This is a genomic window from Epilithonimonas caeni DSM 17710 (assembly GCF_000426465.1).
In the GTDB taxonomy this organism is placed as follows: Bacteria; Bacteroidota; Bacteroidia; order Flavobacteriales; family Weeksellaceae; genus Epilithonimonas; species Epilithonimonas caeni.
In genome coordinates this window covers 331,120-348,545 of record NZ_AUFK01000013.1, presented here as the reverse complement: position 1 = coordinate 348,545, position 17,426 = coordinate 331,120, and the positions used below count along the sequence as shown (strand labels likewise).

The window sequence follows — 17,426 nt, the reverse complement described above, 5'->3', positions numbered from 1 at the left end:
CAAGAGTAATATTTTCCAATACTAAATTTAAAACTGGACACTGTCAGGCTGAGCCTGTCGAAGCCCTCAATCTTTCATTCTATTTTTTGATAATTCTGGTAACAAATCCCATTTATCATTAATGATTGCTTCTTTCTTTTTTCTACTCCAGCCTTTTACTTGTTTTTCAAAATCAATTGCTTGATTAATATCATTAAACTCATAATGAAAAACTAATTCTACCGGTCTTCTCTTATATGTATAACTTTCCGGATTTAATCCGTCATTATGCTCATTAATTCTACTTTCCAAATCGTTAGTAACTCCTGTGTAATAAGAATTATCCGAACATTTTACAATATATACATAGTATAGTTTCATTATAACTTAGGCTTCGACAGGCTCAGCCTGACACCGCTCTACTTAAATTTTTATTATTATATCACTTTAAAAATCTCATCTACAATTCCTTCTGCCGCTTTTGGCTTTGCAAAAAATTCCAGATTTGTTGACATTTCTTTTCTAAGATATTCGTTCTCACAGATTTCTGAAAGCGTGTTCCAGAATTTATCTTTCATCTCAGAATCTTTTACCATTCTCGCCGCGTTTTTCTCCACCAAGGTCAATGCGTTTTTGGTTTGATGGTCTTCTGCCGCAAATGGAAACGGAACCAGTAAAACCGGCTTTTTCGCCACTGCCAATTCTGAAATCGCAATTGCTCCGGCTCTGGAAACAATCACATCCGCCGCCGAATAAGCTAAAGCCATATCGGATATAAATTCACGAATTTGGATTCGGTTGTCGGTTGTTGGTTGTTGGTTGTCGGATTTTTCATCAACTAACAACTGACAACTATCAACTATACTTTTATAATCTGTTTTACCTGTTTGCCAGATGAGCTGATAATCTTTTTCTTTTAATTTATCTAAATTTTCTTTCCAGCCGTTATTCAAAGTTCTGGAACCAAGTGAGCCTCCAACTGAAAGAATCGTTAATTTTTTTTTATCTAAGCCTAATTTTTCCTTCGCTAAATCCTTATCAATCAAATCTGTGATGATGTTCTGACGAATCGGATTTCCTAAGAAATAAGTTTTTGTTCCCGAGAAAAATTTCTCCATATCCGGATAGGCTGTGAAAACGGCTTTTGCTTTCTTAGCATTGAAAACATTGGTTTTTCCTGGCAAAGAATTTTGTTCCTGAATAAAAGTCGGAATTCCCATTTTCGCCGCAATATACAACGCCGGTCCGCTCGCAAAACCGCCAGTTCCAACCGCAAAATCGGGTTTGAAATCTTTGATGATTTTCTTAGCTTTCATCAGGCTGGAAATGATTTTGAAAGGAAGCCCGATATTCTTCAGAAGATTACCTCTGTCAAACCCGGCGATATTCAATCCTTCGATTTTAAATCCGGCCTGAGGAACCTTTTCCATTTCCATTTTCCCGTTGGCACCAATGAACAAAAACTCGGCATCAGGAAACCTTTTATGAATTTCCTGAGCAATCGCAACCGCCGGAAAGATGTGTCCACCTGTTCCGCCGCCGCTCATTAATATTTTCAGTTCTTTGTTCATATCTTTTTATAATTGATAAGAGATGATGATTTATCAATTATCATTCATCATTTATTTTTTTAAGCGATATCATTTATTTCTTCAATGCTTTGTCTTTTTCCCAAACCTTCTTCATCAAAAACCTGAATTCTTGAACTTACATTCAGGATAATTCCGAGCTGAATGTACGTTACCAACATCGATGTTCCTCCATAACTTATCAGTGGTAAAGGCTGGCCTGTAACCGGAATCAGATTCACAGCAACAGCGATGTTGACCGACAATTGAACAAAAATCATCAGTCCAATGGCGAGCACCAGCAACGACCCAAAAAATGCAGGCATTTTACTGGCTATCATCACAATCCTGATAATCATTATCATATAAAGGCTAATCAGAACGAAAGCTCCAATCCAACCGTATTCTTCCACAATAATGGCAAAAATAAAATCCGAAACCGATTGTGGCAAAGTCTGCTTTAAGGCACTTTTCCCAGGTCCAATTCCGTTGAATCCACCGTGGACAATCGCGGCTTTTGCCTGCATTACCTGATAGTTTTTTGCCTTTATACTTTCGTCCTCAACATCAGCTGTTTTCTTAGAACTTGTAAACGTTTCGATACGGCTCATCCAGGTATGGACACGGTTTCCCCCAATTAAATTCGTATTAAGAGCAATGACTAAAAACATTACAATGAAAACCACTGAAAGCGAGATAAATCCCGCTACATATTGCCAAGCTAATTGTCCGATAATCAATATGATAATCGAAACCATCATAATCATCAAAGCGGTTGAACCGTTATCTTTCGCCACTAATCCAAAGACTATCAGAATAGGTCCGAAGATGTAAATAATATTCTCCAGCGGGACTCTTTCTCTCTTGATTTTTTTGGTCAAATATCTGCACAGATAGATAATCAGCATCAAATAAGCAAACGAAGATGGCTGAAAGGAAATCGGTGTTCCGGGAATCTTCAACCAGCGCGAGGCACTTGCACCTTCAATCTTTTGTCCTGTGAACATTGTTATCAGCAATAATCCAATCGTGAACAAAAGCAGAATGGAACTCAGTTTTCCGATGTATTCGTACTTGACTGTTCCTACGAAACGCATAATTCCCAAACCAATGAATACGAAAACGATATGCTTGAAAACGTGACCTGTTGTGGTCCCGTTGTTCACGATATATTCCAGATTCGAACTTGCGGAATAGACCGGAAATACGGAAAGGAAGGAAATCAAAATGATAACCGACCAAAGGACTTTGTCTCCCTTCAGTAGCTCGAATTTGTTTTCTGTAGTTTGATTTTCCATCTTATAATGAATAATTAAAAATGAATAATGAACATTCTTAACTATTAATTGTTAATTATTAATTCGTTTAATACTTCTTTTTTGAATTGATTTCCACGGTCTTCATAGCCATTGAACAAATCAAAACTTGCGCAGCAAGGTGACAATAAAACCACGTCTCCTTTTTCTGCAATTGATTTAGAAACTTCTACCGCTTTCTGCATACTGGAAGTGTCATAAATCTCTGTTTTCTTGTCTTTGAAGAAATCAATAATCTTATGATTATCAACCCCTAAGCAAACTATTGCTTTTACTTTTTTCTTGACTAATTCTTCGATTTCCGTATAATCGTTTCCTTTATCTTTCCCGCCAACAATCCAGACAACCGGCTGTTTCATACTTTCCAAAGCGAAGTAAGTGGCATTCACGTTGGTCGCTTTGCTGTCGTTGATGAACTTTACACCCCTGATTTCAACCACAGGTTCCAATCTGTGCTCAACCGCCTGGAATGTCATCAAAGAATGCCTGATACTCTCATTGCTGATTTCCAATAACTTTCCAGCGATACTTGCTGCCAGGCTATTTGCTACATTATGTTTTCCAACCAATGATAATTCGTCGATATTCATCGTGAATCCTTCATTGATATTGACTACAAAGTTCTCATCAATTGAGAATGCGCCTTTTTCCAATTTTTCATCCAATGAGAATGGAACTTTGGTCACTTTCAAATCCAATTTTTCCAGAATCGATTTGCTCATTTCGTCATCTTTGTTATAGATGAAAAAATTATTAGCCTCCTGATTTTCAGCAATTCTGAATTTAGCCAAAGCATATTCTTCATAATTGTAATTGTATTGGTCAAGATGGTCTTTTGACAAATTCAGCAACAATGAAATGTAGGGTCTGAAATTCTGAATATCATCCAACTGAAAGCTGCTCACTTCCAATACATAATAATCAAAACTCTCTTCAGCCACCTGTTTTGCAAAGCTCTTCCCGATGTTTCCACCCAATCCGACATTGAATCCGTCTTCCTTCAGAATATAATAAATCAAAGACGTTGTCGTCGTTTTTCCATTACTTCCTGTAATCGCAATGATTTTTGCGTTGGTAAATTCCGAAGCAAATTCAATCTCAGAAGATAACCGGATTCCTTTCTCCTGAATCTTCTGAACCATTTCTGCCTTCTTTGGAATTCCGGGGCTTTTGATGACCCAATCGGCATTCAGAATTTTTTCTTCGGAATGTATTCCGTCTTCATAGTCAATCCCAAGCTCTTCCAATTCTTTTTTGTAATTCTCACGGATCAATCCCATATCCGAAAGAAAGACATCAAAGCCTTTGGCTTTTGCCAAATATGCAGCGCCAACGCCGCTTTCGCCTCCTCCAAGTATTACTACTCTCATTTGTGGTTATTAGTTTTTATCTAGTTTTTAAAGTAATTAGACAAATAATCGCCAGCATTACACCGATGATTATCATTCGATTAACAATTTTACTTTCATGGAAACCTTCTTTCTGATAATGATGATGCAATGGTGACATCTTGAATAATCTATTGTTTTGAGCATATTCCAGCCCATATTTTTTCTTTCTGTATTTGAAAACCATTACCTGCAGAATCACTGAAAGATTTTCGATAAGGAACACGCCGCATAAAACGGGAATTAATAATTCTTTCCTTAGAATGATTGCTAAAACGGCTATTACACCTCCTAACATTAAACTTCCTGTGTCTCCCATAAAAATCTGCGCCGGATAAGTGTTGTACCAGAAAAATCCTATAACTGCTCCAACCAATGCAAGCGCAAAAATCGTGGTCTCGCCCATATGCGGAAGAAACATAATATTCAGATAGTCTGCGAAAATCATATTTCCGGAAACGTAAGCAAAAAATGCCAAAGTCAGCAGAATCACTGTACTTGTTCCTGCAGCTAATCCGTCAATTCCATCCGTGATATTTGCACCGTTGGAAACTGCTGTTACAATAAAAATTACAATCGGGATGAAAACAATCCAAGCCCATTCGTGCGCTTTTGCATCATCCATCCAGAATAAAATCCCACTGTAATCGAACTCGTTATTTTTAGTAAAAGGAACCGTAGAAACCGGAATTTTTTCGTCCGGCATAAAGTTCTGCTCTACATTATTTCTGTTGATAACCGTTGCATCGGCATACTTTCTCTTAACCTCAACATCCGGGTGAAAATACATTGTAACTCCGACAATTAGGCCTAAACCAACCTGCCCAATGACTTTGAATTTTCCACTTAATCCGTCTTTGTTTTTCTTAACTTTTTTGAGATAATCGTCTAAAAATCCAATCGCTCCCATCCACAAAACCGAGATAATCAGAAGAACGATGTAGACATTTGTAATTCTGGTAAACAGCAAAACCGGAATAATAGTTGCCAAAATGATAATCAAACCTCCCATTGTTGGCGTTCCTTCTTTCTGCTTTTGTCCTTCCAGACCAAGGTCTCTCACCAGTTCTCCCATCTGCTTTCTTCTTAGGAAATTGATGATTCTCTTTCCGTAAGCCATCGCAATAATCAGTGAAAACAAAACTGCCATCGCTGCACGGAACGAAATGTATTTGAACAAATTCATTCCCGGAACGTGGATTCCGTGAGCAGTTAAATATTCGTATAGATAGTATAACATAAATGATAGTTGATAAATGATAATTGATTATAAATCCGCACCAATTTTTTTCTTGTAACTGGAGGTTACTTTCAAAATTTCTTCCGCTTCGTTCTTTAGATTTTTAATCAATTCTATATTATTTGTCATTTTAATTTCTTCAATAATTTCTAACCAAAATACAGTTTCGTCAGTCTCTTCAACCACAATACATAATTTTGCATATTTTTCTTTATTAGACCTTGCTCTACACATAGCTCTATAATTTGCAGCAATTGAACTGGAAGACCTAAATATTTGTTTTCTAATTACCGAAACCTTATCCGAATAAGGCAATTGCGATAATTCATTAATAATTGATATCGCTAATCTTTTTGTTCTTTCAGCAAAAATGGTGTTAAAATCCATCGATTATCATTTATCAATTATCGTTTATAATCACTTTCCCATCAAATTCAAAAGTTCCCTTATCGTTTCTTTGTCATCAAAATGATGTTTCACACCGTTGATTTCCTGATATGTTTCGTGGCCTTTTCCAGCCACCAAAACAATATCTTTTGGTTCGGCAAATTTGATAGCCATTTTTATAGCTTCTCTTCTGTCAGGAATCGAAGTATATTTGCTGAAATTCTGAGGCTGAACGCCAGCTTCTATTTCTTTGATAATCTGTGTTGGTTCTTCAGTTCTTGGATTGTCAGATGTAATGATGGCCAAAGTCGATTTTTTGGTAGCGATGTCGCCCATTTCCGGACGTTTGGTTTTGTCTCTGTCGCCTCCGCAACCGAAAACCGTTATTAATCTTTCGTTTTTGGTTCTGATTTCGTTGATGCTGTCCAACACGTTTTCCAAGGCGTCCGGTGTGTGGGAATAATCCACCACGAAGAAAATTCCGCTGTCGGATTTTATTGTTTCAAATCTTCCGTTCACCCTGTGAAGAATAGAAATCGCCTGTAATACTTTATCTTCTTTCATTCCTAATTCCAACGCAATTCCGTAAGCCAAAAGCAGATTATAAGCATTGAATTTCCCCGTCAATGTTGTCCAGAATTCTTTGTTATTGAAATTCAGCAACATTCCGTTAAAATCCACTTCCAAGACTTTTCCGTGGAAATCTGCCATTGTTTTCAAAGCAAAAGTTTTCTTTTTCGCTTTGGTATTCTGCAACATTACCAATCCATTTTTGTCATCGGCATTCGTAATAGCAATCGCAGAATCTTCCAACTCGTCAAAGAATCTCTTCTTGGCGTAGATATAATTCTGGAAAGTCTTATGATAATCCAAATGGTCGTGCGTGATATTCGTAAAGCCAGCGATTTTGAAATGTAATCCCTCGATTCTGTCCTGGGAAATCCCGTGAGAACTCACTTCCATAAAAGCATATTCGCAACCGATTTCAACCGCTTTCGCCAGCATTTGATTCAGACGAATCACGTCCGGCGTTGTATGCGTTGACGGAATAATCTCATCTCCGATTCTGTATTCAACAGTGGAAATCAAAGCGGATTGATAACCCAAAGTTTTGAAAATATCAAACAATAAAGTTGTTACCGAAGTTTTCCCGTTGGTTCCGGTAACACCAATTAGATTCAGTTTTTGGGAAGGATTTCCATAAAAATTAGAAGCCAGGTGTCCTAAAGTTTTGGAGGAATCTTCAACTTTAATATAAGTTACCTCATCATTGATTTCTGAAGGCAATTCTTCACAGACAATCGTTTTTGCACCTTTTTCAATACTTTGACCGATGTAGGAATGACCGTCGGAAACTGTTCCTCTCAATGCCACATACAAAGAATTTTCAACAACTTTTCTGCTGTCGAAAACCAATTCCGACACTTCTTTTTGAAGAGTTCCAACTGTTTCCAGGATCTGGATTCTTTGTAATAATTTTTCTAATTTCATTTTATTGTTCATAGGATTTCATCCTATGCTTTATTAAATCGCTCTTCGGGACTTTTACTATTTTCAATTCTGAAGATTCAGATAAATCTTTTGGTTCTTTCCAATAGCTGCTCCTTCTGCAGGGAATTGTCCGGTGATTTTTCCAACGCCTTTATAATCCACCCTGTAACCCATATTTTCAAGCTGTGGAATCACATTCTTTCCAATCATCCCAACCAGATTCGGCATCGAATCTCTTGTCACATTCACCTTTACATTTGGTGCTGTCATTCTATTAAGGTCAACTTTGTGTTCAACCAAAAGGTCTTTTTCAACGTTCAAAGGTGTTTTCAGGAATGTCTTTCCGGCAATCTCTTTAAAAACCGGTGCTGAAACTGTCCCCCCATAAAAGCCTTTTGACGTATCTGGCTGATTGACAACTACTATACAAGTATATTTCGGATTATCCGCCGGATAAAATCCTGCAAAAGAGGCCTGATATTTCATTGGACCGTCTTTCTTCCAATATTCAAATCTGGCCGTTCCTGTTTTCCCCGCAATTTTAAGATTTGGTGTATAGATACTTTTTGCTGTTCCTTTTTCAACAGCTTTTGTCAATGCACTGGTCATCATTTCAATTGCCTTATCGGACGCCATCTTTTTAACCATGACCTCTGGTTTTGCCTCATAAAGGACTTTCCCATCCTTCATTATTTTATCAATGAAAAGAGGCTTTACCATTTTGCCTTTGTTTGCAATCCCATTATAAAAAGTTACCAGCTGCAGAAGTGGAAATCTTGACGAATATCCATAAGCTAAAGAGGCCAAAGTTGCTTTGTTCCAACGTTTGCTTTGTGGCGTTTGAATTGAAGGCTTTGCAATTCCAGGTAATTCGATCTGCATTTTATCGAACATCTTCCACCGTTTCAAATGGTCTATGAAAACCTGTGGTTTATCTGCATAATGTTCTGTAATTAATTTCGCTGCTCCAACGTTGCTTGACTTCGCCAAAACATCGCTCACATCATAAGTTCCACCACCATGACCGTCTGTGATTCTTTGTCCGGCATAAGTCCAGATTCCGTTTCCGATGTTGACCTTCGTATTTTCATCAATGAAACCATCGTCCATCGCTGCCAAAAGTGATACCGTTTTGAATGTAGAACCTGGCTCCTGGGCATCTTTTACGGTGTAATTATAAGCATCGACATAGATTCCCGGTTCGGTTCTTCTAAGATTGACCATCGCACGGATCTTCCCCGTTTCAACTTCCATAACAACAACACTTCCGTGGTTTGCATCGAATTTTATCAATTGATTTTCCAATGCCGAATGTGCAATATCCTGAATTCTCAAATCCAGAGTTGTATAGACATCTTGCCCGTCAACAGGCTCCTGGACCTTCCAGTAATCAATTGGTTTCCACTGAGAAGAAGTGATTTTCTGTTCCAACCGCTTTCCATCAATTCCTGTTAAGAATTTACTGAAAGCACCTTCCAGACCAGATTTTGATTCGCCGTTATCAGCACCGATTGTTCCAGCCCCGATTTGAGTGGTTGCCAGTTCTCTTCGGAAATTTCTTTCTACAATGAAACCTCCTTTATTTTTTCCTCTGTTGAAAATCGGAAATTCTCGGATCCTATCATATTCATCGAAATCGAGGCCTTTTGCCAAAAGATAATACTGATTATTTTTTTTGTTCTGAGCATCCAGTTTTGCTCGGAAATAACTTCTGGGTTTATCAAACATTTTGCTGAGAGAATCTGTCAAAGCGCCAATATTATTGGAATAGATCGTATCTCTCATCGATTTGAAATCCAGATAGATATCATAACGCATTACCGTTGTTGCCAAGATAGAGCCATCGGAAGCGAAAAGATTTCCACGAGCAGCCTTTAAAGTTGCTTCACGGTAATTTTTGCTGATGTAATTATTTTCGAATTCTTCAACATTGGTATTCTGAAGAATTAAAATCCTCGTCAGAAAAATGACAAACAAAATGAAAGCTCCCAACACAAAAAGGTAGCCCCACTTCAACGCATTGGAACGCTTTTTTTCGTAATTGTTATTTGGTTGCTTTATCATCTGTACTGTCAACTTTTATCAATAATTTCATTGGATGGCTTTCCAAACTCACCAGAGAATCCTGAACCATTTCTTTCCCGAGTTCGGATTCCATTCTGATTTTTATCAGTCTGCTTTGTGCGTAAGCATTTCGCGACTTATACTCTTCTGTCTCTTCTTTAAGTTTGTTAACATGTTCAATCTTTTTGTTAACCAAATGGTTGCTATAAATCATCACCATCAACAGCCCGAAAATGAACAGAAAATACTTGTAATGCGCTTTTACCTCATCACGGTTAAGAAAATTCCCTTTTATGATATCCATAAAAGTGAGTTTCTTCTGTCTGCTTTGAGTTAATTTTGCCATTTTTGGTATTGTTTGTTGTCGGTTGACAGTTGATAGATTTAGAATTTCTCCAACAACCATCAACTAAAACCATCAACTATAATTTTGTTCCTATTCTCATTTTCGCACTTCTTGCACGAGAGTTCTCTTCAATTTCCTTATCATCAGGAATGATTGCTTTTGTTTTTAATAATTCAAAAGCTTTCGCATAATTTCCGTAAATATCACGTTGAGGTTCACCTTCGAACATCCCATTTTTCAGGAAACGTTTTACCAATCTATCTTCTAAAGAATGGTAAGAAATCACAACCAATCTTCCTTCAACTTTTAAAATCTTGTAAGATTGAACCAGCATTTCTTTCAAAACTTCCAACTCTTGATTAACCTCAATTCTGATAGCCTGAAAAACCTGAGCAAAAAATTTATTCTGCTTAAAGGCCGGAATATAACTGAAGAGATTTTTCAAATCTTCCGTTGTATTGATTTTCTTCGTTTTTCTATGATGAACGATTTCCCTTGCCAATTTTCGAGATTCTCTCAGCTCCCCATATTGGTAAAAGATATTTGCGAGGTCTTCTTCTTCGTAATCGTTGATGATCCTTTTTGCATCCAGAGTCTGCATCACATTCATTCTCATATCAAGAGGCGCATTGCTTCTGGTAGAAAATCCTCTTTCCGCTTCATCGAACTGATGAGAAGAAACGCCCAAGTCTGCTAAAATCCCGTCAACCTGGGAGACACCATAAGCCAACATCGAGTTTTCCAGAAACCTGAAATTCTGATTTACCAATGTAAATCTGGGGTCATCAATCGCATTCTTCAGCGCATCCAAATCCTGGTCAAAAGAAAACAGTTTGCCTTTATCAGAAAGTCGGCTCAAAATCTCTCTCGAGTGACCTCCACCACCAAACGTACAATCCACGTAAATACCGTCCGGATTGGTTACCAGAGCGTCTACGCTTTGTTTTAATAATACTGGATTATGATACATTTTGTCTAGTTGATAATTGTTAGTTAGGAGTTTAATACTTTCAGATTCTTCGACAAGCTCAGAATGACATTACTTATTAATTTAATTCTTCAGAATCGAGATTTCCCATAACATCTTCCGCAAGGCTGGCGAAGTCTGATTCGCTGACAGCAATTACCTGTTCGTAAGAATCTTTGTCCCAGATCTCAAACAATTCTCCAGCACTTGTAATCACAATTTCTTTGCTGAGATTTGCATATTGTGTCAAATCTTTGCTGATCTGCAGACGACCCACGTTGTCCATCTCTACGGTTTTGACTCCCGCCGTAAACATCCTGATGAAATCTGCATTTTTCTTGATAAATCGGTTCAGACCGTTTATTTTTGTCATCAGTTTTTCCCAAGGCTTCATCGGATAGACCTCAAGACACTTCTGAAACACCGAACGCTTGATTACAAATGACTCATCTGCAAAATGTTCCATCTGCTTCGTAAGCGAAGCAGGCAGTTTGATGCGCCCTTTGTCATCTATTTTACACTCGTATGTTCCAATGAAGTTTTTCATTTGGAGCAAATTTATATAAAAATCTACCACATTTTACCACTTTTGCCCACTTTTATACTTAATGTTTATAACTTTTTGGTTTCAAAGCTTACTTGGCTAATGATTTGATTTAAAATCGATTAAAATGAATTATTGCAAAATCCTTTATTATAAAGCCTTTGCAATGAATGATTTAAAAAATTCGGTTAGAAATGTTTCATTATTTAAAACGGTTCTAACTAAAATATCAAATTGCCTATATTTGTTATATGAATTATTTAGAAGCACTTAACTGGCGGTATTCTGTGAAAAAATTTGACGGAAGGAAGATTTCTTCTGAAAAACTGAACAATATTCTGGAAGCAGGTAGACTGTCTGTCAGTTCGTTAGGACTACAACCTTATCATCTTTTGGTTGTGGAAAATAATGAGACGATCAAGAAATTGATTCCGGCTTTTTACAATCCATCCCAAATATCGACTTGCTCACATTTGATCGCTTTGGTTACCAAAACTCATATTAATAAGGAGTATGTCGATAATTATTTCAGTCATATAATCAATGAGCGTGGCGTAACTTTAGAGCAATTGTCTGCGTTTAGAAATAACATCAATCTTTTCTTAGAAAATTATACCCAGAAAGAACTTGAAAGCTGGTCTGAGAAACAGAGCTACATCGTACTTGGATCATTGATAATGGCTTCTGCCGAAGAAGAAATCGACACCTGTCCGATGGAAGGCTTCAAATCTGAAATCATAGAAGAAGTCCTAAAAATTGATAAAGAACACGAAAAAATTGCTGTGGTTCTGGCGCTTGGTTACAGAGCGGAAGATGATATTTTTCAGAATTTCAAAAAAGTGAGAAAACCTGCGGATAAGTTCATCAAATTCTTTTAACTTTATTCTTTTGAATTTTCTCAGACTTATTGAGAATCATTAATTTCTATTTATGATAAAAACAGACGTTCTCGTAATCGGTTCCGGAATCTCGGGCTTATCTTATGCCATCAAAATCTCCGAACAATTACCTGATACAAAAATAATAATCGTTACAAAATCCAACGAAGACGAAAGCAATACCAAATATGCCCAAGGCGGATTGGCAGTCGTAACGGATTTCTCCAAAGATAATTTCCAGAAACACATCGATGATACTTTGCGAGCCGGAGATTACATCAATGACCCTGAGATTGTAAAGATCGTGGTAGAAGAAGCACCTTATCGATTCAATGAAATTGTAGAATGGGGTGCAAAATTTGATCAGGAAAAAGGAAAATATTCATTAGGAAGAGAAGGCGGACATACAGAAAACCGGATTGTCCACCATAAAGATATCACAGGTTTCGAGATCGAAAGAGCACTTTTGGAAACTGTTAGGAATTCTCCAAATATTGAAATTCTTCCACACCATTATGTCATTGATCTGATTACCCAACACCACGTTCCGGGGAAAGAATTGGACAAGGGGAATATCAATGCTTACGGTGCTTATATTCTTGATGAGCAGAATAAGAAAATCAAAAAAATCACTTCAAAAATTACCTTGGTTGCAACCGGTGGAGCTGGCCATGTTTATAAAAATACGACCAATCCAATCATTGCAACCGGAGACGGAATCGCTTTTGTTCACAGAGCACAAGGCAAAGTTTCCAATATGCAATATTACCAGTTTCATCCAACGGCGATGTATTCCAAACGAGACGGAATGTTGTTCCTGATTTCCGAAGCTGTTCGTGGTGACGGCGCAAAACTCCGTACCAAAAATGGAAAACCTTTTATGCAAAAATATGATGAGAGAGAAGAGTTAGCTTCCCGTGACATCGTTGCAAGAGGCATTGATAATGAATTGAAAATCAGTGGAGACGATTACGTTGGTCTGGACTGTCGCGAAATGGATAGAGAAAAATTCATCAATCATTTTCCGAACATCTATCAAAAATGCTTGGATGAAGGCATTGACCCTTTCAAAGAATTGATTCCAGTTGTTCCTGCTTGTCATTATCTGATGGGCGGAATCGAGGTTGATAAAGAAGGTCAATCTTCTATTAAAAATCTTTTTGCAGTGGGAGAATGTACCAATTCCGGACTTCACGGTGCGAATCGTTTGGCTTCGAATTCTTTATTAGAAGGTTTGGTTTTTGGACACAATGCCGCGATGAAAACAGTTGAACTGTTGAAAGAAAACGATTTCAATTTTGATGACTTGAAAGCTGTTCCAGAGTGGAATGAAGAAGGAATGAAAATGATGGACGAAATGGTTCTTGTAACTTATCTCAGAAAACAACTTCAGGAAATGATGAGTGATTTGGTTGCAATCGTAAGAAGCAATGCGAGATTGGAATTGGCTAAAAAGAAACAACGAGAAATCTATGAAGCCGTAACAGAACTTTATAATTATTCCATACTTTCACCACAACTTTCTGAATTGAGGAATCTTGTGAATGTTTCTTATCTGATCATCAAACATTCTCTTGAAATGAAAGAAAATAAAGGAGCGTTTTACAATAAGGATTTGGCTACGAAACCGCTTCTAATTAATGAATAAATCTTATTTTAAATAATTAAACCCTTTCAAAGTTTGAAACTCTGGAAGGGTTTTATATTTTTACACAAATTTCAAATTATGAAAAGACCATCTTACGCCAGCGACAAAGTTTTAAAAGAATTCATTAGAACTGCTTTGGAAGAAGACATTCAAAATGGCGACCATTCTACGCTCTCCACGATTCCGAAAGATCTGGAACAGAAAGCTCAACTAATAGTAAAAGAGAATTGCATTCTGGCAGGAGTGGAATTGGCGGAAATTATTTTCAAGAACTTTGATAAAAATCTGAAAGTGGAGATTTTCATCAAAGATGGAGAATCTGCAAAAAAAGGTGATATTGCTTTTATTGTAACTGGAAAAGCAAGGTCAATCCTTTCAACAGAACGCTTGGTTCTGAACTGTATGCAACGTATGAGTGGGATTGCCACGATGACTCACGATTGGGATTCTAGATTGGTGGGAACAAAAACTAAACTTCTTGACACAAGAAAAACGACCCCTAATTTTCGTGTTTGTGAAAAATGGGCAGTAGCTATAGGTGGCGGGACCAATCACAGATATGGGCTTTACGATATGATAATGCTGAAAGACAATCATATCGATTATAACGGAAGTATTACCAACGCTGTGAAGATGGCAAAAGATTATGTCAAAAAAAATAAACTCAAATTAAAAATCGAGGTTGAAACCCGTAATCTTGATGAGGTCGAGGAAGCTGTAAAATCCGGCGCGGACAGAATTATGTTTGATAATATGGATGTCGAGACAATGACCAAAGCAGTAAAAATAGTTAACGGAAAATCGGAAACAGAAGCTTCCGGGGGAATAACACGTGATGTGTTAAATTCGGTGGCCAAAACCGGTGTCAATTTTATATCTGCAGGTGCAATAACGCACTCTTCCAGCAATATTGACCTGAGTCTCAAAGCGTTAAAAATTTAACACTATATTAACAGAACATATTAATTTTTTTAAGACTTTTGCGACATAAATCTTAAAAAAATGAAAATGTTATCGAAAAAACCAGCATTGGTCCTTATGCTGACGATGAGTACGGCTAGTTTTTACTTTGCACAATCCACAAAGGATACATTATCAAAAGACACTCAAATTGAAGAAGTAATTCTTAAAGGTGTTACAGATATTGCAAAAGATAGAAAAACCCCTGTTGCTGTTTCAACTATCAAATCGGCTCAAATCATTGAAAGATTAGGAAATCGCGAACTTCCTGAAATCCTTAATACTACCCCATCTGTCTATGCAACAAAAAGTGGTGGAGGTTTTGGTGATGGAGGTCTTGTTATGCGAGGCTTTGAATCAAGAAACATTGCTGTTATGGTAAATGGTATGCCTGTCAACGATATGGAAGGGGGAACTGTTTATTTTTCCAATTGGACAGGATTATCAGATGTAACGAGTACTTTACAAGTACAAAGAGGGTTAGGCTCTTCTAAATTAGCCATTGCTTCTGTTGGAGGAACTGTTAACTTTCTAACACGTTCTGCGGATATGAAAAAAGGAGGAGTTATCAGATTAGGAGTTGGAAATAATGACTATTTAAAGACATCTTTCGCTTATAATACTGGAAAATCCGAAAACGGTTGGGCCACATCATTCTTGATGAGTAGACAAGCAGGTTCGACCTATATCCAAAATTCAGAATATGAATCATATGCATACTATTTTGCTTTAGGTTACAAACCTAATGAAAAGCACAATTTACAATTCATGATTACATCTGCTCCTCAGTGGCACGATCAAAGAACTTACGCTCCAACAATTAACAATTATATCAAATTCAACCCTGACCATGATGGCTCGCCTGATAGAACGTATAATTCTGATTTTGGATACAGAACAGATGCGAATGGCAATAGAATTGCGATAGCTAATCGTTCAAACTACTACTCAAAACCAGTAATGATGCTAAACTGGGATTGGACAATGAATGAAAAATCTACATTAAGTACAGTATTGTATATGTCGAATGGTAGAGGTGGCGGAACGGGAGATATTGGTTCTGTAGGAGGGAAAGGTATGTCAACATTCTATGATGCTGAGGGACATTATGATTATGATAAAATCTTTGCCGCAAACGCAGCAGTAGATGTAAATGCAGCAGGAGCCAGAAGTACACTAGTAAGGAGATCATCTATTAATTCCCACAACTGGTATGGAATCCTATCCAACTTCCAACATAAAATCAATGATAATTGGAATTTTTCTGTAGGAACAGATGATCGTTATTATTATGGATATCACTATCAGGTTGTATCTGACCTTTATGGTGCATCAGGTTACAAAGATGCTACAAATACAAATATTGCTCCTAACGTAGTAAGTGCCCTTTATGATTACAAAAAATTAAGCTGGAATCCTTTTGGAGGCTCATTAGCACCTATGAATGAAAGGATAGGCTATAGTAATGATGGGGAGGTTCTTTGGTATAGCGGATTCGGTCAATTAGAATATTCAACAAATCAATTATCTGCTTTTATTCAGGGATCAGTTTCCAATCAATCTTATCAAAGGATTGATAATTTTGTTCAAGATGGCATAACTATACAACAAAATCAAACGGTAAATACCAAATCGGGTTTCAAAGACATATTCGGATATAATGTCAAAGGGGGAGTAAACTATAATATTAATGAAGTTCATAATGTTTTCGCAAATATTGGTTTTTATAGCAAACAACCTTTTTTCAATTCAGTTTATCCAAGTAATAGACAAGTTGTTAACCCTACTTTAACAAACGAGAAAATATTCTCCGCAGAGTTAGGATATGGTTTCAGAACTCCAAAATTCAATGCCAATGTGAATGTATATAGAACACAATGGGGCGATAGATGGATGAGAAGAACAGGATTAACTCACACTCTTGTAGATGGTTCAACAATCACAGGTTACTCGGAAGTATCTGGAGTTAAAGAAATCCACCAAGGTATTGAATTCGATGGTGTTTATAAAGCTTTTTCTTTCTTAGAGTTTCAAGGAATGTTCTCCTGGGGAGATTATTTCTATGAAGGCAATGCTACTGGATCCAACTTCGATGATAACAACAATCCTGTTACAGTTGCTGGAGGAACCAACACAAACGAATTATATTTAGACAAAGTTAAAGTTGGAGGAACAAGTAATAATAGTATTCCACAAATGACCGCCTCATTAGGAGCAACAGTAAAACCTGTAAAAGATTTTGACATCTACGGAACTTGGAGTTATGTGGGTAAAATCTATGCAACAATGGACGCATCTACATTTACTACAGCAGGAAATCAAGCATTAAAATTACCTGATTTTAATTTATTTGACCTAGGAGCTTCTTATAAAATTAGACTAAAAGATAGTGCTCAATATTTTACAATTGGTGCGAATGTTTATAATCTTTTTGACACAACTTACATTCAAGATGGAGCTACTAATATAGTAAAAAAGGTAAGTGATTTTAAAACAAATACCAATACAGCAGAACAAGCACAGCAATTATATAATACTTATATGAGTGACCCGAATAACTTTTACAAAGGGATTGATAAAAGCAACAGAGTTTTCTTCGGTTTTGGAAGAACTTGGGCTGCAACTTTATCGTTCAACTTCTAAAAAGATT

At 37.0% G+C, this 17,426-nt stretch carries 15 protein-coding genes; 4 read left to right on the top strand and 11 right to left on the bottom strand.

Features of this window, described 5'->3' with window-relative positions:
* Positions 1 to 66: 66 nt before the first annotated feature.
* The 11 genes from K319_RS0107145 to mraZ all read right to left on the bottom strand — a co-directional run bounded on the left by K319_RS0107145 (position 67) and on the right by mraZ (position 11,293).
* Entirely contained in the window at positions 67 to 360 is a 294-nt protein-coding gene (locus K319_RS0107145; protein WP_027383034.1) for a GIY-YIG nuclease family protein, read from the bottom strand.
* A 56-nt stretch (positions 361 to 416) separates the two neighbouring features.
* On the bottom strand, positions 417 to 1,550 hold the full coding sequence (gene murG / locus K319_RS0107140; RefSeq protein ID WP_027383033.1) for an undecaprenyldiphospho-muramoylpentapeptide beta-N-acetylglucosaminyltransferase: 1,134 nt from the start codon (positions 1,548 to 1,550) through the stop codon (positions 417 to 419).
* Positions 1,551 to 1,609: 59 nt separating this feature from the next.
* On the bottom strand, positions 1,610 to 2,845 hold the full coding sequence (locus K319_RS0107135) for an FtsW/RodA/SpoVE family cell cycle protein (RefSeq protein ID WP_027383032.1): 1,236 nt from the start codon (positions 2,843 to 2,845) through the stop codon (positions 1,610 to 1,612).
* Positions 2,846 to 2,889: 44 nt separating this feature from the next.
* Positions 2,890 to 4,233, bottom strand: a complete 1,344-nt coding sequence (gene murD / locus K319_RS0107130) for a UDP-N-acetylmuramoyl-L-alanine--D-glutamate ligase (RefSeq protein WP_027383031.1) — start codon at positions 4,231 to 4,233, stop codon at positions 2,890 to 2,892.
* Positions 4,234 to 4,249: 16 nt separating this feature from the next.
* Positions 4,250 to 5,491, bottom strand: a complete 1,242-nt coding sequence (gene mraY / locus K319_RS0107125) for a phospho-N-acetylmuramoyl-pentapeptide-transferase (protein WP_027383030.1) — start codon at positions 5,489 to 5,491, stop codon at positions 4,250 to 4,252.
* A 27-nt stretch (positions 5,492 to 5,518) separates the two neighbouring features.
* Entirely contained in the window at positions 5,519 to 5,878 is a 360-nt protein-coding gene (locus K319_RS0107120; protein WP_027383029.1) for a four helix bundle protein, read from the bottom strand.
* A 30-nt stretch (positions 5,879 to 5,908) separates the two neighbouring features.
* A complete protein-coding gene (locus K319_RS0107115; RefSeq protein WP_027383028.1) occupies positions 5,909 to 7,369 on the bottom strand; it encodes a UDP-N-acetylmuramoyl-L-alanyl-D-glutamate--2,6-diaminopimelate ligase in 1,461 nt (486 codons plus the stop codon).
* A 63-nt stretch (positions 7,370 to 7,432) separates the two neighbouring features.
* Positions 7,433 to 9,433, bottom strand: coding sequence for a penicillin-binding transpeptidase domain-containing protein (locus tag K319_RS0107110; RefSeq protein ID WP_027383027.1), 2,001 nt, complete (start codon positions 9,431 to 9,433; stop codon positions 7,433 to 7,435).
* Positions 9,414 to 9,779: an FtsL-like putative cell division protein gene (locus K319_RS0107105; protein WP_027383026.1), complete on the bottom strand. Its 366-nt coding sequence runs from the start codon at positions 9,777 to 9,779 to the stop codon at positions 9,414 to 9,416. The genes K319_RS0107110 and K319_RS0107105 overlap by 20 nt, the downstream gene beginning before the upstream one ends.
* Before the next feature lie 76 nt (positions 9,780 to 9,855).
* A complete protein-coding gene (rsmH, locus tag K319_RS0107100) occupies positions 9,856 to 10,749 on the bottom strand; it encodes a 16S rRNA (cytosine(1402)-N(4))-methyltransferase RsmH (RefSeq protein ID WP_027383025.1) in 894 nt (297 codons plus the stop codon).
* Positions 10,750 to 10,825: 76 nt separating this feature from the next.
* Complete coding sequence (mraZ, locus tag K319_RS0107095; RefSeq protein ID WP_027383024.1) at positions 10,826 to 11,293, bottom strand: division/cell wall cluster transcriptional repressor MraZ; 468 nt, start codon at positions 11,291 to 11,293, stop codon at positions 10,826 to 10,828.
* A gap of 248 nt (positions 11,294 to 11,541) precedes the next feature.
* On the opposite strand from mraZ, the gene K319_RS0107090 reads away from it, so the two are divergent.
* From K319_RS0107090 to K319_RS0107075, 4 genes are all read left to right on the top strand, one after another.
* On the top strand, positions 11,542 to 12,168 hold the full coding sequence (locus K319_RS0107090; RefSeq protein WP_027383023.1) for an NAD(P)H-dependent oxidoreductase: 627 nt from the start codon (positions 11,542 to 11,544) through the stop codon (positions 12,166 to 12,168).
* Positions 12,169 to 12,220: 52 nt separating this feature from the next.
* Positions 12,221 to 13,816, top strand: coding sequence for an L-aspartate oxidase (nadB, locus tag K319_RS0107085; protein WP_027383022.1), 1,596 nt, complete (start codon positions 12,221 to 12,223; stop codon positions 13,814 to 13,816).
* A gap of 78 nt (positions 13,817 to 13,894) precedes the next feature.
* Positions 13,895 to 14,758: a carboxylating nicotinate-nucleotide diphosphorylase gene (gene nadC, locus K319_RS0107080; RefSeq protein WP_027383021.1), complete on the top strand. Its 864-nt coding sequence runs from the start codon at positions 13,895 to 13,897 to the stop codon at positions 14,756 to 14,758.
* A 66-nt stretch (positions 14,759 to 14,824) separates the two neighbouring features.
* Positions 14,825 to 17,419 carry a TonB-dependent receptor gene (locus K319_RS0107075; protein ID WP_449401659.1) on the top strand — a complete coding sequence of 865 codons (2,595 nt, stop codon included), beginning with the start codon at positions 14,825 to 14,827 and terminating at the stop codon, positions 17,417 to 17,419.
* The last annotated feature ends 7 nt before the right edge of the window (positions 17,420 to 17,426 follow it).